This window comes from Microbacterium testaceum (assembly GCF_001476655.1).
Taxonomy (GTDB): Bacteria; Actinomycetota; Actinomycetes; order Actinomycetales; family Microbacteriaceae; genus Microbacterium; species Microbacterium testaceum_C.
On record NZ_LDRT01000005.1, the window covers coordinates 11805 to 38040 of the forward strand.

Genomic DNA, 26236 nt, shown 5'->3' on the forward strand with positions numbered 1-26236 from the left:
CCCCGAGTAGAACCGCGCGGGGCAGGCCCGTCACAGCCGCAGTGAGAGCGGTGCCGGCCCCTGAGCTCGTCGAAGGGTCCGGCGCAACGCAGGGTGGTACCGCGGTCCGAGAGGATCGTCCCGGCGAGGAGACCTCGACCCGCGGAGAGACATGACCTACCCTCGCCCCTCATCCTTCGGCCCCGCCGCTGACGTCAGCGCGGCGGAGACGGCATCCGTCGTCCCCAGCCCCCGTTTCCCGACCATCGAGCAGGACACGCTCGCGTTCTGGCAGAGCGACGACACCTTCCGCGCCTCCATCGCGAACCGCGAAGGCGCCGAGGAGTGGGTGTTCTACGACGGCCCGCCCTTCGCGAACGGCCTGCCGCACTACGGGCACCTGCTCACCGGGTACGCGAAGGACGTCTTCCCGCGCTTCCAGACGATGCGCGGCAAGAAGGTCGACCGCGTCTTCGGCTGGGACACGCACGGCCTTCCCGCCGAGCTCGAGGCGATGAAGCAGCTCGGCATCACCGAGAAGGACGAGATCGAGCGCATGGGCGTCGCGACCTTCAACGCGAAGGCCCGCGAGTCGGTGCTCGAGTACACGCGCGAGTGGCAGGACTACGTCACCCGCCAGGCCCGCTGGGTCGACTTCGAGCGCGGCTACAAGACGCTCGACACGACGTACATGGAGAGCGTCCTGTGGGCGTTCAAGACGCTGCACGACAAGGGTCTCGCGTACGAGGGCTACCGCGTGCTGCCCTACTGCTGGCGCGACGAGACGCCGCTGTCGACGCACGAGCTGCGCATGGACGACGACGTGTACAAGATGCGCCAGGACCCCTCGGTCACGGTCACCTTCCCGCTGGTGGGCGCCAAGGCGGAGTCGCTCGGCCTCACCGGCGTGCGCGCCCTGGCCTGGACGACGACGCCGTGGACCCTGCCGACGAACCTCGCTCTCGCGGTGGGTCCCGGCATCCGGTACGCCGTCATCGAGGGCGGCCCGAACGGCGCGGCCGACGTGCACACGACCCCCGACGGCACGCCCGACGAGGCGTTCGAGGCCGTCGCGCACCGCTACCTGCTGGCCGAGGACCTGCTCGCGAACTACGCGAAGGACCTCGGGTACGACAGCGCGGATGCCGCCCGCGCGGCCGTGCAGACGACGATCTCGGGCGTGGAGCTCGAGGGCGTCGCGTACGACCGGCTGTTCGACTATTACGCCGACGCCGACACGTGGGGCACGCAGAACGCGTGGAAGATCCTCGTCGACGACTACGTCACGGTCTCCGACGGCACCGGCATCGTGCACCAGGCCCCCGCCTACGGTGAAGACGACAAGCGCCTCGCGGATGCCGCGGGCCTGCCCACGATCATCTCGCTCGACGACGGCGGACGGTTCCTCTCGGCCGTGACCGACGTCGCGGGCGAGCTGTGGCTCGAGGCCAACCGTCCCCTCATCCGTCTGCTGAAGCAGGCCGGGCGCCTGCTGCGCGAGGCGTCGTACGAGCACTCGTACCCGCACTGCTGGCGCTGCCGCAACCCTCTCATCTACAAGGCCGTGTCGAGCTGGTTCGTGCGCGTGACCGACATCAAGGACGACCTGCTGGCGAACAACCAGCGGATCACCTGGGTGCCCGAGAACGTCAAGGAGGGCCAGTTCGGCAAGTGGCTCGAGGGGGCGCGCGACTGGTCGATCAGCCGCAACCGGTATTGGGGCTCGCCGATCCCGGTGTGGAAGAGCGACGACCCGAACTTCCCGCGCGTCGACGTGTACGGCTCGCTCGCCGAGATGGAGGCCGACTTCGGCCGCCTGCCGGTGAACGCCGACGGCGAGGTCGACCTGCACCGTCCGTACATCGACGACCTCACGCGCCCGAACCCCGACGACCCGACCGGGCAGTCCACGATGCGCCGCATCGAGGACGTGCTCGACGTGTGGTTCGACTCGGGCTCGATGCCGTTCGCGCAGGTGCACTACCCGTTCGAGAACCACGAGTGGTTCGACGAGCACGCCCCCGCCGACTTCATCGTCGAGTACATCGGGCAGACGCGCGGCTGGTTCTACGTCATGCACGTGCTCTCGACCGCGCTGTTCGACCGCCCCGCCTACACGGGCGTGTCGTGCCACGGCATCGTGCTCGGCAACGACGGGCAGAAGATGTCGAAGTCGCTGCGCAACTACCCCGACGTGCGCGAGGTCTTCGACCGCGACGGTTCGGATGCCATGCGGTGGTTCCTCATGTCGTCGAGCGTCCTGCGGGGTGGCAACCTCGTCGTGACCGAGGAGGGCATCCGCTCCGGCGTGCGCGAGTTCCTGCTGCCGCTGTGGAACGCGTGGTACTTCTTCGCGACCTACAGCAACGCCTCGGGCCCCGAGGGCTACACCGCCGAGTGGCGCACCGATTCGACTGACGTGCTCGACCGGTACATCCTCGCGCTCACCGGCGACCTGGTGACGAACGTCGCCGCCGACCTCGAGGGTCTCGACTCCACGACCGCCGCGGAGCGCCTGCGCGACTTCGCCGAGGTGCTGACCAACTGGTACATCCGTCGTTCGCGCGACCGCTTCTGGGTGGGCGTGACCGACGACCCGTCCAGCCGCGAGGCCTTCGACACGCTGTACACGGTGCTCGAGACGCTGACCCGCGTCGCCGCTCCGCTGCTCCCGCTGGTCACCGAGCGCGTGTGGCAGGGCCTGACCGGCGGGCGCAGCGTGCACCTGACCGACTGGCCCGACGCCTCGGCCTTCCCGGCCGCGGAAGACATCCGCACCGCGATGGACACCGTCCGCGAGGTCTCGAGCGTCGCGAATGCGCTGCGCAAGCGCGAGGGCAAGCGCGTGCGCCTGCCCCTGCCCCGTCTGACGGTGGTGACCCCGGATGCCGCCGGCCTGGCGCAGTTCGACGGCATCCTCCGCGAAGAGCTCAACGTCAAGGCGGTCGAGCAGGTCGCCCTCCGGGAGGGAACGGCCGCCGAGTACGGCATCACCCACCGCCTCTCGGTGAACGCCCGCGCCGCGGGTCCGCGCCTGGGCAAGCAGGTGCAGCAGGCCATCAAGGCCGCGCGCGAGGGCGACTGGAGCGAGGTCGACGGGAAGGTCGTCGCGGGCGGCATCGCTCTCGAACCCGCCGAGTACGACCTCGTCGTCGAGACCGCGGGTCGTCCCGAGGGCGAGGCACTCGCGGTGCTGACTTCGGGCGGCTTCGTCCTGCTCGACACCGTCACCACCCCCGAGCTCGAGGCCGAGGGCCTGGCGCGCGACATGATCCGCGGCATCCAGGACACCCGCAAGGCCGCCGGCTTCGACGTGAGCGACCGGATCTTCCTCTCGCTCACGTTCGCCGACGACGCCGACGCGCAGGCCGTCGCCCAGGCGTTCGAGGTCGCGGGCGTGGCATCCGAGACCCTCGCCGAGGCCGTCGTGCTCGCCGGTCCCGAGGGACGACTGATCGAGAGCGGCCGGGCCCTCCCCGCCGAGCACGAGGCGCAGCTCGCCGCCAAGACCTACGCGAACGTCGGCGCCGTCACGGTCGCCGTCGCGCGGATCGGAGCCCCCGCATGAGCGACCGCACCCGCGCCGACGCCGTCTACAGCGCGCTCCTCGAGCGGCAGGGGGAGCAGTGGGTGCAGCCGCGCGTCGAGCGCACCCGCCGCGTGCTCGAGCTGCTCGCCGACCCGCAGCGCACGTACCGCGTGATCCACGTCACCGGAACGAACGGCAAGACCTCGACCAGCCGCATGATCGAGAGCCTGCTGCGCGCGATGGGCCTGCGCACCGGCCTGTTCACCAGCCCGCACCTCGAGCGCTTCACAGAGCGCATCCTCATCGACGGGGAGCCCGTGGCGGATGCCGCGATCGCCGACGCGTGGGACGAGATCCAGCCGTTCGTCGACATGGTGGATGCCGAGCTCGCGGCATCCGGAGACGCTCCGCTGACCTTCTTCGAACTGCTCACGGTGCTCGCGTTCGTCGTCGCCGCCGACGCGCCGATCGACGTGCTCGTGCTCGAGGTCGGGATGGGCGGGGAGTGGGACTCCACGAACACCGCGGACGGCGACGTCGCGGTCTTCACCCCGATCGACGTCGATCACGTCGACCGTCTCGGGTCGACGATCGCCGAGATCGCCACCGTCAAGGCGGGGATCATCAAGCCCGGGGCGGCCGTCGTTTCGGCTCCCCAGCCGCCCGAGGCGCTGCGCGCGATCCGCGCGCGCGCCGAGAAGGAGGGCGCGACCGTGGCCGTCGCCGGCGACGGCTTCGACCTCGAGGGGCAGACCCTCGCCGTGGGCGGCCAGCAGCTCGATCTGCGGGGCATCGCCGGTTCGTACCGCGAGGTGTACCTGCCGCTCTACGGCGCTCACCAGGGCGCGAACGCGGCCCTCGCGGTCGCGGCCGTAGAGTCGCTCATCGGCGGGGGAGAGCAGGCGCTGAACGCGGACGTCGTCGCCGACGGGCTCGGCACCGCCACCTCGCCCGGCCGCCTGCAGCTCATCGGCACCGCGCCGACGGTCTTCGTCGACGCCGCGCACAACCCGCACGGCGCCCGCGCCCTCGTCGCCGCGCTGAAGGAGTCGTTCGACATCGACGAGTGGGGGGCCGTGGTCGGCATCCTCGAGGGCAAGGATGCCGCGGGCATCATGTCGACGCTCGCTCCGGCCGTCGCGCGGGTCTTCGCCACGGCGCCCGACAGCGACCGTGCGACCGACCCCGACACGATCGCCGACGTCGCCGAGGCCGCCGACCTGCCGGTGACCGTCCATCCGACGCTCGAGGACGCGGCGGATGCCGCGCGCGCGTGGGCGGCGGAGTCCGACCGACGCGCCGTGGTCATCGCGGGCTCGGTCGTGCTCGCCGGGGAAGCACTGCGTCTCTCCGAGCTCGAGGACTGGAAGGCCGGGTGGCAGGCGTGAGCGCGCGCGAGCCCCGCGCTCCGCGTCCTCGTCCTCGTCGCCAGCGCGGCGCCCTCGAGTCCCTGGGCGCCGTCGTCCTCGGCTTCGAGTCGATCATCGTCTTCCTCGGCGGTCTCGTCGTCTATGGGCTCAAGGTTCTGCCCTTCGGCATCGAGCCGTGGTGGGGGATCATCGGGGGAGTCGTGATGGCCCTCGCCATGGTCGCGGTCGCGGGGACGCTGCCGCGCCGCGGAGCGGTGGGGGCCGGTTGGGGGCTGCAGATCCTGCTGCTCCTCGGCGGGTTCCTCGTTCCGGCGCTTTCGGTGGTCGCCCTCATTTTCGGCGGCATGTGGGCGTATGCGACGATCAAGGGAGCGGCACTCGACCGGCAGAACGCCCGACGCGCCGCTTCCCCCGACCTCTCGAACGGAGAATGACCCATGGCCACCGAAGAGACCCTCGTCCTGGTCAAGCCCGACGGCGTCGCCCGCGGCCTGACCGGAGCCATCCTGGCCCGCATCGAAGCCAAGGGCTACGCCCTCGTCGACATCCGCCTCGTCGAGCCCGACCGCGAGACCCTCGCCCAGCACTACGCCGAGCACGAGGGCAAGCCGTTCTACGAGCCGCTGCTGGAGTTCATGATGTCCGGTCCGTCCGTGGCGATCCGCCTCGCGGGCAACCGCGTGATCGAGGGCTTCCGCTCCCTCGCCGGCACCACCGACCCCACCACCGCCGCCCCCGGCACCATCCGTGGCGACTTCGGTCGCGACTGGGGCCTCAAGGTGCAGCAGAACCTCGTCCACGGCTCCGACAGCGTCGAGTCCGCGGAGCGCGAGCTCGCGATCTGGTTCGCCTGATCCCGGATGCCGAGATGGCCGCCGCCCCGAGGGGTGGCGGCCATCGTCGTGTGACGGTCCCTTCGACGAGCTCGGGGACCTCCGCCCGAGGTCGCTGAGCCTGCGCCCAGGGTGGCTGAGCCTGCGCCCAAGGTGGCTGAGCCTGTCGAAGCCACCGGCACGCAGACGCGGTCAGGTCCGCGCGACCCCGGCCCGACGACCCGCGAACAGCCACGAGACGGGCCCGAGCACGGGAACGAGCAAGATGACCAGAGCCCAGATCAGCACAACCGTCGACGACAGGCGGCGCGCACTCCGGGAGAGGCTCACGATGCCCCACACGGCGAGACCGAACGCAACGACGGCCAGCCCCGACCACACCAGGTCGTACGCGGTCGGGATCAGCGGGTTCACGGCATCCATCCCTCGACGCTAGAGCACGAAGGTGCCACGCCGCCAGGTCAGAGCTGCGCCAGCACGTTGAGGCGCGACTGCGCGATCACCGCGACGACGACGAACGCCGCGAGCGTCATCAACGGAACCCAGGGCATCAGCCGCTCGGCGAGGTGACGGACGCGTGGTGCCGGGATCACGCCCTCGCGGAGCACGTGCAGCGTGACCACGAAGAACGAGGGGATGACCACCGACCACGTCACCATGCACCACGGGCAGAGGGTCGCGAGCACGAAGATGCTCTGCGAGATCAGCCAGATCACGAACGTCAGGGCGAACGCGAAGCCGAGCCAGAACAGCACCCAGAACCAGCGGGCGAACCGGGCGCCGGCCAGGAGAGCCATGCCGACGACGACGGGAGCCGCCCAGGCCGTCAACCCGATGATGGGGTTCGGGAACCCGAACACGCTTCCCTGGGGCGACTGGAGGTTCGCCGAACACTGCACGAGAACGCTGAAGTCGCAGGATGCCGCCGTCCCGGGGTTCTGCAACTGCGCGAAGCGCTCCATCGTCAGGGAGAACGCCGCCCACCATCCGACGATGCCGGCGAAAACCAGCCAGATCGCGACGACGACGGGGCGGCGGGGGGTGACGGTGTCGCTCATGGCTCGATTCTGTCACCGCGGAGTTCGCTGTCCGCTGAGGATTGCTCGGTGTCGAGGAGCGCGATGCGGCGGAATCCGGACGGACCGTGCGATAATGATGTTTCGATGTACCGCGGCCGCGCCGCAGGAGCATCACCAGAAGACTTCGGGCGATGACCGCCCTTCGCAGCACGAGCCTCCGGCCTGCTGCAGACCGAGTGAGTTCGCGGCCCCGCCGGGTGCGGCGCCGCACGAGATTTCGCCGGGCGACGCGCGGTGTCGCCCCGCCAGGGAGTACGCCAAAATGGCAGACGCAAGCGACGAACAGACCCCCACCGAGCAGACGGCGCCCGACACAGCGGTCGAGCAGGAGACACCCGTCTCCGGCACCGCTTCCGCCGACACCGCTTCCGCCGACGCGTCGACGGTCGACGCGCCGCCCGTCGACGCGCCGACCGTCGATGAGGAAGAGGGCGCGGTTCAGGATGCCGAGAGCGCTGCGGCGCTCGACACGGCCCCTCCCGCGGTGCTCGACGAAGCGCCCGCTGACGAGACTCCCGTACGGGGCGAGCAGGACGCGGAGACCGCCGACGCCGTGAGCGCGGAGGCTCCCGGCCGGGAAGCTGCGACACCAGAGGTTCCGGCGCACGACGCTTCGGCGCAGGACGCTCCGGCACAGGACTCTTCGGCACAGGACTCTTCGGCGGAGGCCCCGTCGTCGGAGGACGCTCCGGCGCAGGATGCCCCCGCGCAGGATGCCCCCGCGCAGGACGCTCCCGCGCAGGCGGACGAGACGACCGCCGAGGCGCGCACCGTCGACGACCGTGCTGCGGACACGACGGCTGAGGCCGTGGCATCCGAAGCTCCGACGCAGAACGCCCCCGCCGAAGAAGCGGCCGCGCCGCAGAAGCCGGAGCGCCCCACCGCTGTCTCGCTGGGCCTGCTGCCCGAGGTGTTCGTCTCGGCCGTGTCGACGCAGTTGCACTTCTACGCGCCCGAGCCGCTCCCGGCCGCTCTGCGCGACGACGTCGAGGAGCGCGGCTTCCGCGACGAGAGCGACGACGATGCCCGCGCCGAGCGCACCTCGGCCAACGCACGGCGCCGCAACCGTCGCCGCGGAGGCCCCGCCGCCGGCAACGGCGACGAGCACGACGACGCGCCCCCGGCCCCTCCGCGCCAGCGCGCGGTCGAGGTCGTCACCGAGCCGCAGCGCATCAAGGGCTCCACGCGCCTCGAGGCCAAGAAGCAGCGTCGCCGCGACGGTCGCGAAGCCGGACGCCGCCGCCCCGTCGTCACCGAGGCCGAGTTCCTCGCTCGTCGCGAAGCCGTCGACCGTGTGATGGTGGTGCGATCCAAGGCCGGTCGCATCCAGATCGCCGTCCTCGAAGACAACGTGCTCGTCGAGCACTACGTCGCCCGCAACCAGGACGCGTCGCTCATCGGCAACGTCTACCTCGGTCGCGTCCAGAACGTGCTGCCCAGCATGGAGGCCGCGTTCGTCGACATCGGCCGCGGGCGCAACGCCGTGCTGTACTCCGGCGAGGTCGACTGGGACGGCATCGATACCGGCAACCAGCCGCGCCGCATCGAGCTCGCGCTCAAGTCGGGCGATCGGGTTCTCGTGCAGGTCACCAAGGACCCCGTGGGCCACAAGGGGGCGCGCCTCACGAGCCAGATCTCGCTGCCCGGTCGGTACCTCGTCTACGTGCCCAACGGCACGATGAACGGGATCTCGCGCAAGCTCCCCGACACCGAGCGTGCCCGCCTGAAGAAGATCCTCAAGGAGGTGCTCCCGGAATCGTCGGGCGTGATCGTACGCACCGCCGCCGAGGGCGCGACCGAGGAGCAGCTCACGCGCGACGTGCAGCGACTCACCTCGCAGTGGGAGCACGTCAGCACTCAGCTCAAGACCCTCCAGGCACCCGCCCTGCTGCACTCCGAGCCCGATCTGCTCGTCAAGATCGTGCGCGACGTCTTCAACGAGGACTTCACGCGCATGCTCATCCAGGGCGACGAGGCGCTGCAGACGATCTCGAACTACCTCGCGGGCGTCGCCCCCGACCTGCTCGAGCGCGTCGAGAAGTACGAGGGCGAGCAGGATCCGTTCGACGCCTTCCGCGTCACCGAGCAGATCGAGAAGGCGCTCGACCGCAAGGTCTGGCTGCCCTCGGGCGGTTCCCTCGTCATCGACCGCACCGAGGCGATGACGGTCGTCGACGTCAACACCGGCAAGTTCGTCGGCTCGGGCGGAAACCTCGAAGAGACCGTCACGAAGAACAACCTCGAGGCGGCGGAAGAGATCGTCCGCCAGCTGCGGTTGCGCGACATCGGCGGCATCATCGTCGTCGACTTCATCGACATGGTGCTCGAATCCAACCGTGATCTGGTGCTCCGCCGTCTCATCGAGTGCCTGAGCCGCGACCGGACGAAGCACCAGGTCGCCGAGGTCACCTCGCTCGGCCTCGTGCAGATGACGCGCAAGAAGCTCGGCCTCGGTCTGCTCGAGACCTTCAGCGAGGCCTGCGAGGTCTGCGCCGGCCGCGGAGTCGTCGTCCACCACGACCCGGTCGTCCGCCACCGCACGAGCGCGAACGGCAACGGCGGCTCGAACAGTTCGAGCAACCGGCGTACGCGTGGCGGCAACGGTAACAGCAACGGCGGGGGGAACGGCGGTTCCACGTCCGGCGGCAACGCCCCCGCCAACGGCGGCTCCCACGGCAACGGGGGAGCGGCCACCGCCGGCGGCACGCACGTGATCACCGAGGGCGTGAAGTCCGCTCTCGCCCAGATCGCGGCATCCACGATCCACCCCTCCGTCGAGGATCCGGCGGTCGTCGAGGCGGCCGTGGTGGCCTCGGTGGAGGCGGTCCTGGATGCCAAGGTCGACCCGCCCGCACGCGAGAAGCGCCCGCGCAAGAAGCGCGAGCCCAAGGCACCGCGCACCGAGAAGGACGCGCTGTTGGAGTCGGTGCTGGAGGCGCTCCCGGAGCCGAAGGCGCCCGGTCAGGGCCGGTCCCGCCGTCGTGTGACCACGGCGGCCCTGACGGGCACCCCCGTCGACGCCCAGCCGTCCGCGGAGTAGTCGAGCTCACCCGTGAGGGGTCATGTCCTGTCGTGTCCGGCAGGACATGACCCCTCACGGGCGTTCACGGCGCTCGCGTGCGGTGATGCGCAGGCCGGAGGCGCGGAGGCGTCGGACCAGCTCGCGTCCACCCACATGCTCGGCGCCAGCGGCGACGAGGTCGGCGTGCCGATCATCGGGGACGTCGTAGTGGTCGAGATCGAACGCGCGACGAGGGATTCCCGCGGCGAAGGCGAAGGCGTGCAGCTCCGCGAGGTCGCTGTCGCTCACCAGGTGAGCCCAGAGCCGTCCGTGTGCGGGCCACTGCGGGTCATCGATCAGGATCGCCATTCCGCGATCCTACGGTCGACACGCGGGGCGGATGCTTTTGCCGGATGCCCTGACGTGAGCTAAACTCGACCCTTGGTGCGTCGTGTCCGCCCTTACCGGCGCGTGACCCCGCGAGCTGTCGCTTGCCGGATCGCACCGAGATTTGGGTCGAGAGACCCTCTCGACGTCATCAGACAACCGGAGCCTCGAGCTCCCGAACGAAACAGGTGTGAAGTGGTTTACGCAGTTGTGCGCGCCGGCGGCCGCCAGGAGAAGGTCCAGGTCGGCACGGTTGTCGTGCTCGACCGCCAGAAGGCGAAGGTCGGCGAGAGCATCGAGCTGCCCGCCGTTCTGTTCGTCGACGGCGACGCTGTCACGACCGACGCCGACAAGCTCGCGAAGGTCTCGGTCACGGCCGAGGTGCTCGGCGAGGAGCGCGGTCCGAAGATCGTGATCCAGAAGTTCAAGAACAAGACCGGCTACAAGAAGCGCCAGGGCCACCGTCAGGACCTCACGCGCGTCAAGATCACCGGCATCAAGTAAGAGCCAGGAGACGCAGAGATGGCACACAAAAAGGGCGCAAGCTCCACCCGCAACGGTCGTGACTCCAACGCACAGCGCCTCGGCGTGAAGCGCTTCGGTGGCCAGGCCGTCCTCGCCGGCGAGATCATCGTCCGCCAGCGCGGCACGCACTTCCACCCCGGCGCCAACGTCGGCCGTGGGGGCGACGACACGCTCTTCGCCCTCGCCGCCGGTGCGGTCGAGTTCGGCAACAAGGGCGGCCGCAAGGTCGTCAACATCGTCGCCGCAGCGGAGTAATCCACAGCGCTGAACGCGCGATAGAGGGGGTGGGCACAGCCCGCCCCCTCTTCTTTTCTTTCCGGCATCCCCGGTCCCGTCCCGAAAGGACTCCCATGGTCACCTTCGTCGACCGCGTCACTCTGCACCTGCGTGCGGGCAAGGGCGGCAACGGCTGCGTGTCGGTGCGCCGCGAGAAGTTCAAGCCGCTCGCCGGTCCCGACGGCGGCAACGGGGGCCACGGTGGCGATGTCGTCCTCGTGGCCGACCCGCAGACCACGACGTTGCTGTCGTACCACCACTCGCCGCACCGCTCGGCGGGCAACGGCGGCTTCGGGATGGGCGATCACCGCTCGGGCGCCATGGGAGAAGACCAGGAGCTGCCCGTCCCGCTCGGCACGGTCGTGAAAGACGTGGACGGCACCGTTCTCGTCGACATGCTCACCCCGGGCATGCGTTTCGTCGCGGCTCCGGGCGGACTGGGCGGGCTCGGCAACGCGGCTCTCGCGTCGCCCAAGCGCAAGGCGCCCGGTTTCGCCCTGCTCGGAACGCCGGGCTGGGAGGGCGACGTCGTCCTCGAGCTCAAGACCGTCGCCGACGTCGCGCTGGTCGGCTTCCCGTCGGCGGGCAAGTCGAGTCTCATCGCCGCCGTCTCCGCCGCGCGTCCCAAGATCGCGGACTACCCGTTCACGACGCTCCACCCCAACCTCGGCGTCGTCCAGGCGGGCGATGTCCGGTTCACCATCGCCGACGTCCCCGGCCTCATCGAGGGCGCGAGCGAGGGGAAGGGCCTCGGCCTGGAGTTCCTCCGTCACGTCGAGCGGTGCACCGCCCTCGTGCACGTCCTCGACTGCGCGACCCTCGACCCGGGCCGCGACCCGCTGAGCGACCTCGACGTCATCCTCGCCGAGCTCGGCGCCTATCCGGTCCCCGAGGGCCAGGTCCCGCTGCTCGAACGCCCGCAGATCATCGCCCTGAACAAGGTCGACGTCCCCGAAGCGCACGAGCTCGCCGACTTCGTGCGCCCGGACCTCGAGGCGCGCGGCTTCCGCGTGTTCGAGATCTCGACGGTCAGCCGGGCCGGGCTGCGGGAGCTCACCTTCGCCCTCGCCGACATCGTCGAGCAGCACCGCATCGCCACGATCGACGACGCTCCCGCCGAGCGCATCGTCATCCGCCCCAAGGGTGCCGACAAGGAGTTCGAGATCAAGGTCGAGGGCGGCACGTACGGACCGGTGTACCGCATCCTCGGCGACAAGCCGGTCAAGTGGGTCCAGCAGACCGATTTCCAGAACGAGGAGGCCGTCGGCTACCTCGCGGATCGTCTCGCACGCCTCGGCGTCGAAGACGGTCTTTTCCGCGCCGGCGCCGTTGCGGGTGCGACGGTCGTCATCGGCCCCGGCGACGGCATCGTCTTCGACTGGGAGCCCACGCTCACTTCGGCCGCGGAGCTCATGACGGCTCCGCGCGGTACCGACCCGCGCCTCGTGCAGAACCCGCGCCGGACCTCGTCGGAGCGCCGCGAGCAGTATCACGAGCGGATGGATGCCAAGGCCGAGGCCCGCGCCGAACTCGAGGCCGAGCGTCGCGCGGCGCGTGCCGCGGGGATCGACCCCGACGGCGATTCGTCCGCCCTTTCGGGTGCCGAGGACGAGCGGTGACCGTCCCGACCCGCGCCGACATCCCCCGCGCATCCCGGGTCGTCGTCAAGGTCGGCTCGTCGTCGATCAGCGGCGACGGCGCCCATCGCATCGACACGATCGTCGAGGCACTCTCGCGAGCGCACGCCGCGGGCGTGGAGGTCGTCCTGGTCTCGTCCGGCGCCATCGCCACGGCGCTACCCCTGCTCGATCTCGAGGGCCGCCCGAACGACCTCGCGACCCAGCAGGCGGCCGCCGCGGTCGGTCAGAACGTCTTGATGTGGCGGTACCAGACGTCCCTCGACCGCTTCCGTCTGCTCGCGGGTCAGGTCCTGCTCACGGCCGGAGACCTCGAGAACGCCACGCCGCGCTCGAATGCGCGCCGGGCGATGGAGCGCCTTCTGGGGCTCGGCATCCTGCCCATCGTCAACGAGAACGACACGGTCGCCACCCACGAGATCCGCTTCGGGGACAACGACCGGCTCGCGGCTCTGGTGGCGCAGCTGATCGGCGCCGATGCCCTGATCCTGCTCAGCGACATCGCCTGCCTGTACACCGCGCCCCCGAACGAGCCCGGCGCGCGTCCCATCACCGAGGTCGCGTGGGGCGACGACCTGTCGGACTTCGAGTTCGGGGCGGGCGTCGTCAACGGCGTCGGCACCGGGGGAGCGGCGACCAAGGTGTCCGCCGCGAAGCTCGCGTGCACGGCGGGGGTCGGCGTCCTCGTGACGAGTGCCGACCTCGTCGCCGACGCCCTCGCGGGGCAGTTCGTGGGCACGTGGTTCGCCCCGAATCCGGATGCCGTCACCCTGTCGACCGGCCCCGTCGGCGCCGTCGGTGCGACGGTAGACTGACGCGATGACCACGATCGCCGTCTCCGTCGATGAGCGCCTGCGTCTGGCCAAAGACGCGTCGCGACAGATCGCTCTTCTCGACACCGCCGCGAAGACCGATCTCCTGAACGCGATCGCGGACGCTCTCGACGCGGCGACCCCCGACATCGTCGCGGCGAACGCCGACGACCTCGAGCGGGGGCGCGCGAACGCCATCGGCGAGGCGCTCCTCGACCGCCTGCGTCTCGACGCCGCCCGCGTCGCCGCGCTGGCGTCCGCCGTTCGAGCCGTTGCGGTCCTGCCCGACCCCGTCGGACGCGTCCTCGACCGACGCACCCTGCCCAACGGTCTCTCTCTCGAGAAGGTCGCCGTGCCGTTCGGTGTCGTCGGCTCTATCTACGAGGCACGCCCCAACGTGACCGTCGACATCGCGGCTCTGGCGTTGCGCTCCGGCAACGCGGTGGTGCTGCGCGGCGGCTCGGCGGCCCAGAGCTCGAACGCCGCCCTCGTCACCGTGATGCGCGGAGCACTCGCTTCCCGAGGAGTGTCGCCGGAAGCCGTGCAGACCGTCGACGACTTCGGTCGCGACGGCGCACGCGCCCTGATGAACGCCCGGGGCCTCGTCGACGTCCTCGTCCCGCGGGGGAGCGCCTCGCTGATCGAGACCGTCGTCACCGAGTCCACCGTGCCCGTGATCGAGACCGGCGCGGGTGTCGTGCACGTCTACCTCGATGAGACGGCGCGCGCCGACTGGGCGCGCGACATCGTGCTGAACGCGAAGACCCAGCGTCCGAGCGTGTGCAACGCCGTCGAGACGGTCCTCGTGCATCGCGCCGCCGCCGACCGACTCCTCCCGGAGCTGCTCGTCTCGCTCGCCGAGGCCGGGGTCAGCGTGCACGGCGATGTGACGGTCGCCGGTTACGACCCGCGGGTCGTGGCCGCAACCGACGAAGACTGGGCTGCCGAGTACCTCAGCCTCGATCTGGCGGTGCGCGTCGTCGACGACCTCGACGGCGCTCTCGACCACATTCGACGGTTCTCGACGCACCACACCGAGTCGATCATCACCGACGACGACGCTGCCGCGCAGCGCTTCCTCGCGGAGGTCGATTCGGCCGTCGTGCTCGTCAACGCCTCGACGCGCTTCACCGATGGGGGCGAGTTCGGCTTCGGCGCCGAGGTCGGCATCTCCACCCAGAAACTTCACGCGCGCGGTCCCATGGGTCTCGCCGAGCTCACGAGCACGAAGTGGCTCGGGCGCGGCGACGGACAGGTCCGCGTTTAACCGCCTAAAATGGCACTGCGCGCCGCGCAGACACCCGAAACGGAGCACTGATGACTTTCGCCTCACTTCTCGCCCACGCCGCCGAAGAGGCCGGTCACCACGGCGGCAACGTGCAGGCCCAGACCTTCTGGATCGGCGCCCTCGCCTTCGTGGTGTTCGTGTCGCTCAGCCTCGTCACGCTGTCGTACCGCAACGTCTCGAACCGCCACGCGCACAAGGCCGAGGCCTACACGAAGAAGCACGGGACGCCCACGCCCGAGGCGCACGGCCACTGAGGCCCACCGTATGTCGGTGACGCGCGCCCCTCGCATCGGGGTCATGGGTGGGACGTTCGATCCCATCCATCACGGTCACCTGGTGGCGGCGAGCGAGGTCGCGCAGTCGTTCGATCTCGACGAGGTCGTCTTCGTGCCCACGGGTCGCCCCTGGCAGAAGGACGAGGTCACGGCGAGCGAGCACCGCTACCTGATGACGGTGATCGCGACGGCCTCGAACCCGCAGTTCACCGTCAGCCGGGTCGACATCGACCGCGACGGCCCGACGTACACGATCGACACGTTGCGCGACCTGAAGAGCCAACGTCCGGGTGCCGACCTGTTCTTCATCACCGGCGCCGACGCGGTCGCGCAGATCCTCAGCTGGCGCAACCACCAGGAGCTGTGGGATCTGGCGCACTTCGTCGCCGTCTCGCGCCCGGGTCACGTGCTGACCACGGAGGGATTGCCCACCGAAGACGTCAGCCAGCTCGAGATCCCGGCCCTGTCGATCTCATCCACAGACTGCCGCGCCCGCGTACGCCGAGGACACCCCGTGTGGTACCTCGTGCCCGACGGCGTCGTGCAGTACATCGCGAAGCACCACCTCTACCGGAGTAAGGCATGAGCACTTCCGAGAACAATGGAACCCCGCCGCTGACGCGGCGCCAGCTGCGCGAGATCCGCAACACCGGCGCGACTCCGATCATCCCCACGCAGCCCGTCGAGCCCGTGGCCGACGCCGCCCCCGAGGCCCCGGCCGTCGATCTCACGCCCGCGGTCCCGGAGCCGCGCCCGGCGCCGGAGGAGACCGTGGCGCCCCAGGAGCCCACCCCGCCGGCGGAACCCGTAACAGGGGCGGACGACACCACCACACGGGAAGAACCGGCCGGTGAAACCGCTCCGTCGCGTCCCGCGACGACGCCCGCACCCGCGGTCATCGGCTTCGGCACGCCCTCCGAGGACGAGGGGTCGGCCTACGCGCCGACCGGACTCACCCGCCGCCAGGTGCGTGCGCAGGAGAAGATCCGCACGGCGTCGGTGCCGGTGATCTCGCCGGACCTCGGCCCCGCGTCGCCCCCGGCCCGTCCGGAGTCGGCCGAGGACACGGCATCCGGCGACCTTCCCGCGATCTTCCGCCCCGCGGTCGCCGAGGAGCTCGACGGAGCGGAACCCGCCCCCGAGCAGCCCGTCTCGTCGACGGTCAACCCGAACCTCGGCTCCGACCTGCTGAACGGCGCGACCCCTGACATCTCGCTCCCGCCGTCTTTCGACCAGCTCATCGCCCGCAGCGGTGTGGCCACCGGATCCGTCTCGACGCCCAACGCCCTGATCCTCTCCGAGACCCCGATCGGCGGACCCCTGGTCGCTCCGGTCACGGCGACCGGCGAGGTCATGATCACCGGCACCTTCGAGCTCCCGCAGGGCCTCGGCTCCGTCGGGCACGCTCCCGGCACCACCGACGGCCGTGAGGCCGACGCTGTTCTCCTCGACGGGGAGCTGCCGGCCGCGTCATCGCCGACGCCGATCGCCGCCAGCGCGGCCATCAGCACCGTCAAGCAGCCCGGGGACATCATTCGTCCGCCGGCACCCGAGAAGGGCAGCAAGCTCGTCATCGGCCTCATCATCACCACCGGCGCTCTCGCGATCGCCGTGGCTGTGGCCCTCGCCATCGCCGTCACGACAGGAGTATTCGGATGACCGCGACCCAGAACGGACGCGAGATGGCGCAGATCGCCGCCCTCGCCGCCGACAGCAAGTCCGGGGAAGACCTCGTCGCCCTGGATGTGTCCGAGCCCCTTCCACTCGTCGACATCTTCCTCCTGGTCACGGGGCGCAACGAGAGAAACGTCGCGGCGATCGCCGACGAGGTCGAAGAGAAACTGCTCGAAGCCGGCCACAAGCGCCTCCGTCGCGAGGGCCGCCAGGAATCCCGCTGGGTCCTCCTCGACTTCGGCGACCTGGTCGTGCACGTCTTCCACGAGGAGGAGCGCATGTACTACGGCCTGGAGCGTCTCTGGAAGGACTGCCCTGTGGTCCCGCTCGAGCTTCCCAGCCCGGCCCACGCCGCCGACTGACAGGTGACACGTCGACGCCCTCTGCCCACGGCAGGGGGCGTTCTCGTTCGCCCAACTCATAGGCGTCGGCGCGCATAGTGGGGCGGTGTCTCCGACCTCGCCCCGCGTACGCCGCAACCGGCGTCGCCTTCTGTTCGCCGTCTCCGCCCTCGTCACCGTCGCCGTTGTCGGCACGGTCGCCTTCGTCGCGATCGATCTCGCGGGGGCGGCCAACGGCATCCATCATTCGGATGCCGTCCTGCCGACCGCCGCGGCAGGCGTCCCCCAGGACGAGGGTGAGCAGAACATCCTCATCATGGGTCTCGACAGCCGCGTCGATGAGGACGGGAAGCCGTACCCCCAGGAGATCTACGACGCGATCCACGCGGAGGACGCGTCCGTGGGCGGGTACAACACGAACGTCCTCATGTACGTGCACATCCCCGCGGGTGGCGGGCAGGCCGTCGCCCTCTCGATTCCGCGCGACGACGACGTGGACTACGCCGGGGCGCCTGGGGGAGCGCGAAAGGGCAAGATCAAGGAAGCGTACGGGCGCGCTTTCGCGGCGAAGGACGACGAGCTCCGCGCCGCGGGTGTCTCGGAGGACGACGCCTACCAGCAGGCTCGCGACGCGGCGCGCGCCGAGGAGATGCAGACCGTCTCGCAGTTCCTCGGCGGCGTACCGATCGACCATTTCGTCGAGGTCACCATGGCCGCGTTCTACCGGGTCGCGCAAGCCGTTCAGCCCCTGGACGTCTGCCTGAACCACGCGACCGCCGACACCTTCTCGGGGGCCGACTTCGCGGCGGGGCCGCAGCAGATCGACGCGGCCCAAGCGATGGCCTTCGTGCGCCAACGTCGCGACACGAAGTACGACAACGTCTTCCTCACCGACCTCGACCGTACCCGTCGGCAGCAGGCGTTCCTCGTCTCTCTGGCGCTGAAGCTTCGCGACGCGCAGACCTTCACCGATTTCGGCCGCATGCAAGATCTGCTCGACACCGCGAAGCAGTACGTCGCGGTCGACAAGGGCTTCGACCTGCTCAGCCTCGCCTCGACCGCGCAGCGTCTGGCGGGCGGGGACGTGACGTTCCAGACGCTTCCCATCGAGCGTTTCGGGACGGTCGACGGGGAGAGCGTCAACATCGTCGACCAGAAGGCGATCGCCGCCCAGGTGAGCGCCCTGCTGCACCCGGCGCCGGCGGCGGCTCCCGACCCGAACGGGACCTCCGCGCCGGACTCTGCCTCGGGCGCGCCCTCGGCCGCGCCGAGCCCGACGTCCGCGGTCTACACCGACTCGGAGCAGCCACTGCGCGCGGGGGCGGTTCCCTGCGTCAACTGACCGGTGGCCGCTCAGCCGTACGGCTCCCGGACCGGGACGCGCAGGAGGCGTGGAGCCGGGGAACGGTCGCCTCGCGCTGAAGCGGACGGATTCGGATGCCGGAGCTCCCGGCATCCGGATCCGTTGTCGTCGTGAGACGGCGGTGCCCCGCGCCGGGGGGTGCGGTGTGCGCGGTGGGTGAGGTGTGCGCGGTGGGCCGGTGCGCAGTGGGCCGGTGTGCGCGGTGGGTGAGGTGTGCGCGGTGGGCCGGTGCGCAGTGGGCCGGTGTGCGCGGTGGGCCCGGTGTGCGCGTAGAACCGGAGATCGGCACCGGAACCGGAGCCAGGGGGCGAAACCCTCCGGATCCGCGAACGTTCTCCGGATCCGCTGCGCCGACACCCCGATCCGGCACGGTCCGGGAACGAAGAAAGCCCCCGCCGAAGCGGAGGCTTTCTCTCTGGGTGGACCTGAGGGGACTCGAACCCCTGACCCCCTGCATGCCATGCAGGTGCGCTACCAGCTGCGCCACAGGCCCGTTTTTTGTTTTCCGCCCCGTTCGAGGCAACTCCATGAGCTTACTACACGGGATCGAGACGGAAGAAATCGGCGCGGCCGGGCGTGTCGTCTCCCGCGCCGACGGCCACCAGAACCGTCCGTCGCAGCCCCTGCGCCCGCTCGCTCAGTGCCCGCTGGCGGGACACGTACTGCGCCTTGCCCTCGGCCGTCTCGATCGCCACGGGGGAGTACCCCCACGCCGTCAGGTCGTAAGGCGAGGCCTCCATATCGAGGGTGCGGATGTCACGGGCCAGCACGAACGCCTCGAGCAGCAGAGCCCCCGGAACGAGGGGGCCGAGCTTGACCGCCCACTTGTAGACGTCCATCCCGGCGTGCAGACACCCCGGCTGCTCCCGCTCGGCCTGGCTCTCCCGCGAGAGCGGCTCGCGATTGCGGGGAACGGCGTCCGGAGTGAAGAACCGGAACGCGTCGAAGTGCGTGCACCGCAGGTCGTGCGCGTCGACGACGGCATCGGTCCCCTCCCGGCCCAACCGGAGCGGAACGGCGTGGCGGACCTCGTCCACGCGATACGCCATGGCCCACTCGTGCAGACCGAAGCACCCGAACTGGGCGGGGCGGTGCAGCGTGGCGCGGAGCAGGTTCGTGATCCCGCGGTACAGCGACGCCCGCTCGACGCGGAAGGCCTCGGCATCCACCCGCACCCCACTGCCGACGCGCTGGTACCAGCGCCACGCGGCCCTCTCTTCGGCGTCGTCGAGGATGACCCCGGGACCCGGATGCCACCGGCGCAGGATCGCGGGCTTGTACGAGTAGTAGGTGAAGAGGAAGTCCTCGACGGGGTGCTTCTCGGCGCGGCTCGCACGGGCCCGGTGATCGGCGGTCAGCGCGTCGGCGCGCGCGGCGTGCTCCGCGGCCGCGGCCGTCCACTCGTCGCGGTCGAGGACGCGATCCGCGAGAACAGCGGTCACTCGACCGGCTCGATGAGAGCGGGCGAGTCGTTGCGGACGTTCCCGACCGCGGACGACACGACATGATCGTCGAGAGTCTCGGCCACGTCGGGGGCCGCATCGATCGCCGCGTCGAGGACGTCGCCGACGTTCTCGGTCGTCGGGTCGAGCCACGCGTCTGCGAAGTCGGGGTCCATGAACAGCGGCATCCGGTCGTGGATCGAGCCCAGCCGACCGATCGCGTCGCGCGTGAGGATCGTGCAGCTGAGGACCCACCGCGCCGGGTCGTCCTCGGCCAACGCGGGGTCTTTCCACCACTCGTACAGCCCCGCGAAGAAGAGCGGGGAACCGTCGGCGGGGTGGATGTAATGGGGGGTCTTGCCCTCGGCGGTCGTCTTCCACTCGTAGTAGCCGGATGCCGGGATCACCGCGCGCCGCTTGATGAGGGCGTTGCGGAACATCGGCTTGTCTTCGACCTCTTCGGAGCGCGCGTTGAATGCGCGGGCACCGATCTTGACGTCTTTCGCCCAGCCGGGGACGAGTCCCCACCGAGCGACCTCCAGACGGCGGACCGGCGGCTCGGTCTTCACCGAGTCGAGCACGATCGCCACAGGTGACGTCGGCGCGATGTTGTACGACGGCGGGGGCAGCTCATCGCTCTCGACATCGACACGGAGGACGCCCACGAGCTCTGAGGCCACATTGGCCACGACGAATCGACCGCACATCCCTCCACCGTACGCGCCCCCTCCGACATCGGGCGGGTGAGCGCGGCATCCGTCCTCAGCCGTCGGCCGTGATGACCCCGGCGCGCTCGAGGCGGTCGAGCAACGCAGCCCCGTCCGACCCCGTCACCCACGGCACCTCGGCCGCGGAGTGATCGTCGACGACCGTGCGGCCGCCGGCCAGGACGGCCTCCGCCGGGAGCAGGCGCCGGATGGCGACCGCGGCGACGTTCTCCGGGTGGTCGATCGCGAACTGCGTGTAGATCGCATCGTCGTGTTGACCGTCGTCGCCGACGAGGAGCCACTTCACCTTCGGAAACTCGCTCGCGATACGGCGGAGGTTCTGCTCCTTGTGGTCGCGGCCGCTGCGGAACCAGCGATCGTGCGTGGGACCCCAGTCGGTCAGCAGGAACGAGCCGGCGGGGAACAGATGCCGCCGCATGAAGCGGGTGAGCGTGGGAGCCACGTTCCACGCGCCGGTGGAGAGGTAGATCACGGGCGTGCCGGGGTGCTCACGGGTCAGTCGCTCCAGCATCACGGCCATGCCGGGAACGGGCTGGCGGGCGTGCTCGTCCAGGACGAACGAGTTCCAGGCGGCGAGGAAAGGGCGGGGCAGGGCCGTCACCATGACGGTGTCGTCGATGTCGCTCACCACGCCGAAGCGGACGTCGGAGCCGACGATAAAGACGCGTGTCTCGGCGGGTTCGCTGCCCTCGACCGACATCGTGATCGTCTGCCAGCCGGGGGCGAGCGAGGCGGGCAGACGCGCGTCGATCACGCCGCCGCGATCGGCGGACACCTCATGCGAGACGCCGTCGATGACGACGCGGACACGAGCCATCCCCACCGGGACCGCCGCGAAGCTGCGCCAGCCCCGGAGGCTCGCGAACTCGCCCGTCGAGGTCCGCTTGATCGGCGGGGCGATGAGGACCCGGCCGAGCACGCGCACCCATTCCTCCGTGCCGTATCCGGGGAACCCGGTGACGGCGGGACGAAGGCCCCGCGCGCGGGCACGCTTCTCGCGCCACCGGTGGAAGCGGCGCTCCAGTCGGGCGAACCAGAGCACTTTGGCGCGGGGAGAACGAGGCATCCGCCTCAGTCTTTCACGTCACCGTCCGCCGATTCGAGGGGGTGGACGTCGTCGGCCAGGTGCCGACGCTCCATGCGCTCGATCACCTTCTTGCCGATGAAGACCAGCACGAGGAACACGACCAGGATGCCGACGAAGATGTAGCCGGCGTAGTGGATGCGGTCCGCGAGCTCGCGGTACGTCCCCGCCGCGGTCGCCGCCACCGAGATGTACAGCGCGGACCAGATCGCGCACGCCGGGGCCGTCCACGCCAGGAAACGGCGATAGCTGTAGCCGCTCATCCCCACCGTCAGGGGCACGAGCGAGTGCAGGACCGGGAGGAACCGCGAGAGGAAGATGGCGGGTCCGCCTCGACGACGCAGGTAGCGGTCCGCGCGCTCCCAATTGCGTTCGCCGAGCTTCTGCCCCAGACGCGAGGCGCGGATGCGGGGTCCGAAGTACCGGCCGAGCCAGAACCCCCCGCTCTCCCCGAGAAGGGCGCCGACGACGACGACCGCCGCGAGGATGACGCCCTCGAGCGGCGAGGCGACGGCGGTGCCCGCGACGATCACCATCGTGTCGCCCGGAACGATGAGACCGACCAGCACGCTCGTCTCGAGCATGACGGCGATCCCGGCGAGGATCGTGCGCAGCACGGGGTCGACGTTCTGGACCATGTCGAGCAGCCACGTGAGGATCTCGTTCACCTCCGTCAGCCTAGGGGCGCGGCCTCGGCCTAGCCTGGGAGCGTGCCGCGTTCCGTCCCCCCGCTCGCCCTGCCCCGGTGGGTCGATCCCGAGGCGGTGTTCACCCACCTCTGGGCCGGCGCTCCCGCCGCGTTCTGGCTCGACGGCGGTGTCGACACCGACGCCGGATGGAGCTGGATGGGCGCGGGCCGCCCCGAGCACGACACCGACCCCCTGGACCTCGTCGCGGGCCTCGGGGGAGGCGCGTTCCACGGCGGCTGGGTCGGGTGGATCCCCTACGACGGAGACGCCGCGTGGCTCCGCGTCGACGCCGCTCTCGCCTTCGACCACGCGGCGCGCCGGGTGTGGGCGGTGGGAACGGATGCCACGGCCCTCGCGGCCCTCGCCGAGAGGGCGCTCGGAGTCGGGGTGGCCGCGCCGGTTCCGCCCGCGGAGCCTCGGGGGGTGGCATCCGGTCGCCATCGACCAGACGAGTACGCCGGACTCATCGCCGCGTGCCGGGAGCACATCCGCGAGGGTGACGCGTACCAGCTGTGTCTCACCACCCGATTCACCATTCCCGGCCGCTTCTTCGCCCTCGACGTCTTCCGGCGCCTCCGGCGCACCTCGTCATCGCACCACGGGGGCTTCGTGCGCATCGGCGACACGGCCCTGGTGAGCGCGTCGCCCGAGCGCTTCCTCGAGGTCCGCGACGGCACCGTCCACACGCACCCCATCAAGGGCACCCGTCCGCGCGCGGTCGATCCCGTCGCCGACGCCGCGCTCGCCGAGGAACTGCGCACCGATCCCAAGGAGCGGGCCGAGAACGTCATGATCGTCGATCTGATGCGCAACGACCTCTCGCGGGTCTGCGCGCCGTCCAGCATCGGCGTCGACCGTCTGCTGGAGGTCGAGACCTACCCGCACGTCCACCAACTGGTGAGCGAGGTGTCCGGCCGGCTGCGTCCCGGAACGACTCTCCGCGCGCTCCGAGACGCCGCCTTCCCGGCCGGCAGCATGACCGGTGCGCCCAAGGCCTCCGCGATGGCGATCCTCGAGCGCCTCGAGGGTGCCCCGCGGGGCATCTACTCCGGAACCTTCGGGTGGATCGGCGACGACGGCTCGGCGGATCTCGCCATGGTGATCCGGAGCCTCGTCGTCGAAGCGGATGCCGCCTCCGTCGGCGCGGGCGGAGGCATCACATGGCGCTCGGTCGCGGCATCCGAGGTGGCCGAGGTGGGCATCAAGGCCCGTGCCCCTCTCGCGGCGCTCGGCGCCGAGGTCCCGCCGGGATGGTGAGGGGCACGGTCCGATAGCCTGGACGTCGGCCCTCGTGGCCTCCCCGACCTCACGATTGGCTTCACCCGTGTCTGAGAACACCAGCCCTGTGCCCGGCGAGGGCGCCTTCGATGCCCACGCGATCCAGGCGAAGTGGCAGCGCGCGTGGGCGGACAAGGATCCGTTCCGCGCCGGCGGCGACGACGACAAGCGTCCGCGCAAGTACGTTCTCGCGATGTTCCCGTACCCTTCGGGCGACCTGCACATGGGCCACGCCGAGAACTATCTCTACTCCGACATCGTGGCGCGCTTCTGGCGTCACCGCGGCTATAACGTGCTCAACCCGATCGGGTGGGACTCGTTCGGCCTGCCCGCCGAGAACGCCGCGATCAAGCGCGGCGCCGACCCGGTCGAGTGGACCTACGCCAACATCGCCCAGCAGAAGGCGAGCCTGAAGGACTACGGCGTCTCGTTCGACTGGAGCCGGGTGCTGCACACGAGCGACCCCGAGTACTACCGCTGGAACCAGTGGCTGTTCCAGAAGCTGTACGAGAAGGGCCTCGCGTACCGCAAGGACGCCCTCGTCAACTGGGACCCGGTCGACCAGACCGTGCTCGCCAACGAGCAGGTGCTGCCCGACGGCACGAGCGAGCGCAGCGGTGCCGTCGTGGTGAAGAAGAAGCTCACGCAGTGGTTCCTGCGGATCACCGATTACGCCGACCGCCTGCTCGACGACCTGAACCAGCTCGAGGGCTTCTGGCCGAGCAAGGTCATCCAGATGCAGCGCAACTGGATCGGCCGCTCCGTCGGTGCCGACATCTCGTTCGAGATCGAGGGCCGCGAGGAGAAGATCACGGTCTTCTCCACCCGCCCCGACACGCTGCACGGAGCGACGTTCTTCGTCGTCGCGCCCGAGTCCGACCTCGCGGCCGAGCTCGCGGCATCCGCAGACCAGGGCGTGCGCGAGACGTTCGAGGCATACCTCGCCCAGGTGCAGCGCGCGACCGACATCGAGCGGCAGGCGACCGACCGACCGAAGACGGGCGTGTTCCTCGGCCACCACGCGATCAACCCGATCAACGGCGAGAAGCTGCCGATCTGGGCCGCCGACTACGTGCTCGCCGATTACGGTCACGGCGCCGTCATGGCCGTGCCCGCGCACGATCAGCGCGACCTCGACTTCGCCCGCGCCTTCGACCTCCCCGTGAAGGTCGTCGTCGACACGCTGGCCCCCGTCACCGGCGCGATCCCCGTCATCGAGCTCGACGACGAAGGCGTGCCGATCGACCCGCTGGGCGACGTCGAAGAGACCGACCCGGTCAAGACCGGGATCGCGCTCACCGGCGACGGACGCATGATCAACTCGGGCTCCCTCAACGGCCTGTCCAAGCGCAACGCCATCGCGCGCGTCATCGAGGAGCTCGAGGCGAAGGGCGTCGGCCGCGCGGCCAAGACCTATCGCCTCCGCGACTGGCTCATCTCGCGCCAGCGTTACTGGGGCACTCCCATCCCGATGCTGCACGGGGAGGACGGGTCGATCACCCCCGTCCCCGCCGATCAGCTCCCGGTGGTGCTGCCCTCGGTCGAGGGTCTCGACCTCAAGCCCAAGGGCACCTCGCCCCTGGGTGCGGCGACCGAGTGGGTGCAGGTCACCGACCCCGAGACGGGCCAGACGCTGCTGCGCGACCCCGACACGATGGACACCTTCGTCGACAGCTCCTGGTACTACCTGCGCTTCCTGTCGCCGAACAGCGAGACCGAGGCGTTCTCCGGCCGCGAGGCGTCGAAGTGGGGGCCGGTCGACTTCTACATCGGCGGCGTCGAGCACGCGATCCTGCACCTGCTGTACGCGCGCTTCATCACCAAGGCCCTGTTCGACATGGGCCTGGTGGAGTTCACCGAGCCGTTCTCGAGCCTCATCAACCAGGGCATGGTCATCCTCGACGGCGCGAAGATGTCGAAGAGCAAGGGCAACCTCGTGCTCTTCCAGGAGGAGCTCGACGCCCACGGCGCCGACGCCCTGCGCGTCGCCCTGGCCTTCGCGGGTCCGGTGGAAGACGACAAGGACTGGAACGACGTCTCGACAACGGGAGCGGCGAAGTTCCTCGCCCGCGCTCTGCGCATCGCGCACGACGTCGACAGCGAGAAGGACGTGGTCTGGGCCGAGGGCGACCCGTCGCTGCGCCGCGTCACGCACCGCCTGCTGGCCGAAGCGCCGAACCTCATCGAGCAGACGAAGTTCAACGTCGTCGTCGCGCGCCTGATGGAGCTCGTCAACGCCACCCGCAAGGCGATCGACGGCTCGGCCGGCACCAGCGACCCCGCCGTCCGCGAGGCCGCCGAGGTCATCGCCATGATCCTCGACCTCTTCGCCCCGCACACCGCGGAGGAGATGTGGCAGACACTCGGGTACGACGGCTTCGTGGGGCTGGCGACCTGGCGCCAGGCCGACCCGACGCTGCTGGTCGAGGACTCGGTCACCGCGGTCGTGCAGATCGACGGAAAGGTGCGCGGAACCCTCGAGGTCTCGGCCAAGATCGGCGCCGACGAGCTCGAGAAGCTCGCGCGCAGCGACGAGAAGGTGCGCCGCGCGCTGGGCGATCGCGAGATCGTGCGCGCGGTCGTGCGTCCGCCGAAGGTGGTCAGCTTCTCGACCAAGTGAGATTCTCGGATGCCACGTCCCCGGCG

Annotated in this window: 24 protein-coding genes and 1 tRNA gene; 17 read left to right on the top strand and 8 right to left on the bottom strand. The window is 70.3% G+C overall.

The genetic code is table 11. The features are described from left to right. The first annotated feature begins 151 nt into the window (after nucleotides 1-151). The 4 genes from ileS to ndk are packed head-to-tail and all read left to right on the top strand — an operon-like array spanning nucleotide 152 to nucleotide 5732. Nucleotides 152-3547, top strand: a complete 3396-nt coding sequence (gene ileS / locus NS220_RS00810) for an isoleucine--tRNA ligase (protein WP_058622220.1) — start codon at nucleotides 152-154, stop codon at nucleotides 3545-3547. Further along, nucleotides 3544-4896 (top strand): bifunctional folylpolyglutamate synthase/dihydrofolate synthase, encoded by a 1353-nt coding sequence (locus NS220_RS00815; protein ID WP_058622221.1) that lies wholly within the window; start codon nucleotides 3544-3546, stop codon nucleotides 4894-4896. Before ileS ends, NS220_RS00815 begins: the two co-directional genes overlap by 4 nt. Then, a complete protein-coding gene (locus NS220_RS00820; protein ID WP_058622222.1) occupies nucleotides 4884-5312 on the top strand; it encodes a DUF4233 domain-containing protein in 429 nt (142 codons plus the stop codon). Before NS220_RS00815 ends, NS220_RS00820 begins: the two co-directional genes overlap by 13 nt. A 3-nt stretch (nucleotides 5313-5315) precedes the next feature. Then, the gene (gene ndk / locus NS220_RS00825) at nucleotides 5316-5732 is read left to right on the top strand and encodes a nucleoside-diphosphate kinase (RefSeq protein WP_013586434.1); all 417 of its coding nucleotides are present in this window, start codon (nucleotides 5316-5318) and stop codon (nucleotides 5730-5732) included. Nucleotides 5733-5903: 171 nt separating this feature from the next. Here the strand turns inward: ndk and NS220_RS00830 are convergent, their stop codons facing one another. Both NS220_RS00830 and NS220_RS00835 read right to left on the bottom strand, forming a co-directional pair. Beyond that, nucleotides 5904-6134 carry a PLD nuclease N-terminal domain-containing protein gene (locus tag NS220_RS00830; protein WP_058622223.1) on the bottom strand — a complete coding sequence of 77 codons (231 nt, stop codon included), beginning with the start codon at nucleotides 6132-6134 and terminating at the stop codon, nucleotides 5904-5906. A 38-nt stretch (nucleotides 6135-6172) separates the two neighbouring features. Further along, entirely contained in the window at nucleotides 6173-6769 is a 597-nt protein-coding gene (locus NS220_RS00835; RefSeq protein WP_058622224.1) for a vitamin K epoxide reductase family protein, read from the bottom strand. A gap of 283 nt (nucleotides 6770-7052) precedes the next feature. Between NS220_RS00835 and NS220_RS00840 the strand changes: the two genes are divergently transcribed. Beyond that, nucleotides 7053-9830, top strand: coding sequence for an Rne/Rng family ribonuclease (locus NS220_RS00840; RefSeq protein ID WP_242864483.1), 2778 nt, complete (start codon nucleotides 7053-7055; stop codon nucleotides 9828-9830). A 54-nt stretch (nucleotides 9831-9884) separates the two neighbouring features. Here the strand turns inward: NS220_RS00840 and NS220_RS00845 are convergent, their stop codons facing one another. Continuing rightward, entirely contained in the window at nucleotides 9885-10160 is a 276-nt protein-coding gene (locus tag NS220_RS00845) for a DUF4031 domain-containing protein (protein WP_058622225.1), read from the bottom strand. Nucleotides 10161-10373: 213 nt separating this feature from the next. Between NS220_RS00845 and rplU the strand changes: the two genes are divergently transcribed. From rplU to NS220_RS00895, 10 genes are all read left to right on the top strand, one after another. Continuing rightward, nucleotides 10374-10682, top strand: a complete 309-nt coding sequence (gene rplU / locus NS220_RS00850) for a 50S ribosomal protein L21 (protein WP_013586439.1) — start codon at nucleotides 10374-10376, stop codon at nucleotides 10680-10682. Between the two features lie 18 nt (nucleotides 10683-10700). Then, nucleotides 10701-10958 carry a 50S ribosomal protein L27 gene (rpmA, locus tag NS220_RS00855; RefSeq protein ID WP_013586440.1) on the top strand — a complete coding sequence of 86 codons (258 nt, stop codon included), beginning with the start codon at nucleotides 10701-10703 and terminating at the stop codon, nucleotides 10956-10958. A gap of 95 nt (nucleotides 10959-11053) precedes the next feature. Next, on the top strand, nucleotides 11054-12598 hold the full coding sequence (gene obgE / locus NS220_RS00860) for a GTPase ObgE (RefSeq protein ID WP_058622226.1): 1545 nt from the start codon (nucleotides 11054-11056) through the stop codon (nucleotides 12596-12598). After that, nucleotides 12595-13431: a glutamate 5-kinase gene (gene proB, locus NS220_RS00865; RefSeq protein WP_058622227.1), complete on the top strand. Its 837-nt coding sequence runs from the start codon at nucleotides 12595-12597 to the stop codon at nucleotides 13429-13431. The genes obgE and proB overlap by 4 nt, the downstream gene beginning before the upstream one ends. 4 nt (nucleotides 13432-13435) lie before the next feature. Further along, nucleotides 13436-14695 carry a glutamate-5-semialdehyde dehydrogenase gene (locus NS220_RS00870; RefSeq protein WP_058622228.1) on the top strand — a complete coding sequence of 420 codons (1260 nt, stop codon included), beginning with the start codon at nucleotides 13436-13438 and terminating at the stop codon, nucleotides 14693-14695. 50 nt (nucleotides 14696-14745) lie between these two features. After that, a complete protein-coding gene (locus NS220_RS00875) occupies nucleotides 14746-14970 on the top strand; it encodes a hypothetical protein (RefSeq protein WP_013586444.1) in 225 nt (74 codons plus the stop codon). Nucleotides 14971-14980: 10 nt separating this feature from the next. After that, on the top strand, nucleotides 14981-15577 hold the full coding sequence (gene nadD, locus NS220_RS00880; RefSeq protein WP_013586445.1) for a nicotinate-nucleotide adenylyltransferase: 597 nt from the start codon (nucleotides 14981-14983) through the stop codon (nucleotides 15575-15577). Continuing rightward, entirely contained in the window at nucleotides 15574-16650 is a 1077-nt protein-coding gene (locus tag NS220_RS00885; protein WP_058622229.1) for a hypothetical protein, read from the top strand. The genes nadD and NS220_RS00885 overlap by 4 nt, the downstream gene beginning before the upstream one ends. Further along, nucleotides 16647-17027, top strand: a complete 381-nt coding sequence (gene rsfS / locus NS220_RS00890) for a ribosome silencing factor (protein ID WP_058622230.1) — start codon at nucleotides 16647-16649, stop codon at nucleotides 17025-17027. Before NS220_RS00885 ends, rsfS begins: the two co-directional genes overlap by 4 nt. Before the next feature lie 85 nt (nucleotides 17028-17112). After that, a complete protein-coding gene (locus NS220_RS00895) occupies nucleotides 17113-18348 on the top strand; it encodes an LCP family protein (protein WP_058622231.1) in 1236 nt (411 codons plus the stop codon). A gap of 441 nt (nucleotides 18349-18789) precedes the next feature. Here NS220_RS00895 and NS220_RS00900 read toward each other — a convergent pair. The 5 genes from NS220_RS00900 to NS220_RS00920 all read right to left on the bottom strand — a co-directional run bounded on the left by NS220_RS00900 (nucleotide 18790) and on the right by NS220_RS00920 (nucleotide 22291). Further along, nucleotides 18790-18862: transfer RNA gene (locus NS220_RS00900), tRNA-Ala, on the bottom strand. 43 nt (nucleotides 18863-18905) lie between these two features. Beyond that, nucleotides 18906-19811, bottom strand: a complete 906-nt coding sequence (locus NS220_RS00905; RefSeq protein WP_058622232.1) for a hypothetical protein — start codon at nucleotides 19809-19811, stop codon at nucleotides 18906-18908. Beyond that, nucleotides 19808-20518: an SOS response-associated peptidase gene (locus NS220_RS00910; RefSeq protein WP_058622233.1), complete on the bottom strand. Its 711-nt coding sequence runs from the start codon at nucleotides 20516-20518 to the stop codon at nucleotides 19808-19810. Before NS220_RS00910 ends, NS220_RS00905 begins: the two co-directional genes overlap by 4 nt. 55 nt (nucleotides 20519-20573) lie before the next feature. Then, the gene (locus NS220_RS00915) at nucleotides 20574-21605 is read right to left on the bottom strand and encodes an App1 family protein (RefSeq protein WP_058622234.1); all 1032 of its coding nucleotides are present in this window, start codon (nucleotides 21603-21605) and stop codon (nucleotides 20574-20576) included. 5 nt (nucleotides 21606-21610) lie between these two features. Further along, nucleotides 21611-22291, bottom strand: coding sequence for a DedA family protein (locus tag NS220_RS00920; protein ID WP_058622235.1), 681 nt, complete (start codon nucleotides 22289-22291; stop codon nucleotides 21611-21613). Between the two features lie 42 nt (nucleotides 22292-22333). Here NS220_RS00920 and NS220_RS00925 point away from each other — a divergent pair, with 42 nt between their 5' ends. Then, nucleotides 22334-23569 (top strand): anthranilate synthase component I family protein, encoded by a 1236-nt coding sequence (locus NS220_RS00925; protein ID WP_058622236.1) that lies wholly within the window; start codon nucleotides 22334-22336, stop codon nucleotides 23567-23569. A 67-nt stretch (nucleotides 23570-23636) separates the two neighbouring features. Next, nucleotides 23637-26210: a leucine--tRNA ligase gene (leuS, locus tag NS220_RS00930; RefSeq protein WP_153004094.1), complete on the top strand. Its 2574-nt coding sequence runs from the start codon at nucleotides 23637-23639 to the stop codon at nucleotides 26208-26210. The last annotated feature ends 26 nt before the right edge of the window (nucleotides 26211-26236 follow it).

Bases quoted from the DNA above. Each gene is read 5' to 3' on its own strand.
- ileS (WP_058622220.1), top strand. From the start codon at position 152: ATGACCTACCCTCGCCCCTCATCCTTCGGCCCCGCCGCTGACGTCAGC.
- NS220_RS00815 (WP_058622221.1), top strand. From the start codon at position 3,544: ATGAGCGACCGCACCCGCGCCGACGCCGTCTACAGCGCGCTCCTCGAG.
- ndk (WP_013586434.1), top strand. From the start codon at position 5,316: ATGGCCACCGAAGAGACCCTCGTCCTGGTCAAGCCCGACGGCGTCGCC.
- NS220_RS00830 (WP_058622223.1), bottom strand. From the start codon at position 6,134: ATGGATGCCGTGAACCCGCTGATCCCGACCGCGTACGACCTGGTGTGG.
- NS220_RS00835 (WP_058622224.1), bottom strand. From the start codon at position 6,769: ATGAGCGACACCGTCACCCCCCGCCGCCCCGTCGTCGTCGCGATCTGG.
- NS220_RS00840 (WP_242864483.1), top strand. From the start codon at position 7,053: ATGGCAGACGCAAGCGACGAACAGACCCCCACCGAGCAGACGGCGCCC.
- NS220_RS00845 (WP_058622225.1), bottom strand. From the start codon at position 10,160: ATGGCGATCCTGATCGATGACCCGCAGTGGCCCGCACACGGACGGCTC.
- rpmA (WP_013586440.1), top strand. From the start codon at position 10,701: ATGGCACACAAAAAGGGCGCAAGCTCCACCCGCAACGGTCGTGACTCC.
- obgE (WP_058622226.1), top strand. From the start codon at position 11,054: ATGGTCACCTTCGTCGACCGCGTCACTCTGCACCTGCGTGCGGGCAAG.
- NS220_RS00870 (WP_058622228.1), top strand. From the start codon at position 13,436: ATGACCACGATCGCCGTCTCCGTCGATGAGCGCCTGCGTCTGGCCAAA.
- NS220_RS00875 (WP_013586444.1), top strand. From the start codon at position 14,746: ATGACTTTCGCCTCACTTCTCGCCCACGCCGCCGAAGAGGCCGGTCAC.
- nadD (WP_013586445.1), top strand. From the start codon at position 14,981: ATGTCGGTGACGCGCGCCCCTCGCATCGGGGTCATGGGTGGGACGTTC.
- NS220_RS00885 (WP_058622229.1), top strand. From the start codon at position 15,574: ATGAGCACTTCCGAGAACAATGGAACCCCGCCGCTGACGCGGCGCCAG.
- rsfS (WP_058622230.1), top strand. From the start codon at position 16,647: ATGACCGCGACCCAGAACGGACGCGAGATGGCGCAGATCGCCGCCCTC.
- NS220_RS00910 (WP_058622233.1), bottom strand. From the start codon at position 20,518: ATGTGCGGTCGATTCGTCGTGGCCAATGTGGCCTCAGAGCTCGTGGGC.
- NS220_RS00915 (WP_058622234.1), bottom strand. From the start codon at position 21,605: ATGCCTCGTTCTCCCCGCGCCAAAGTGCTCTGGTTCGCCCGACTGGAG.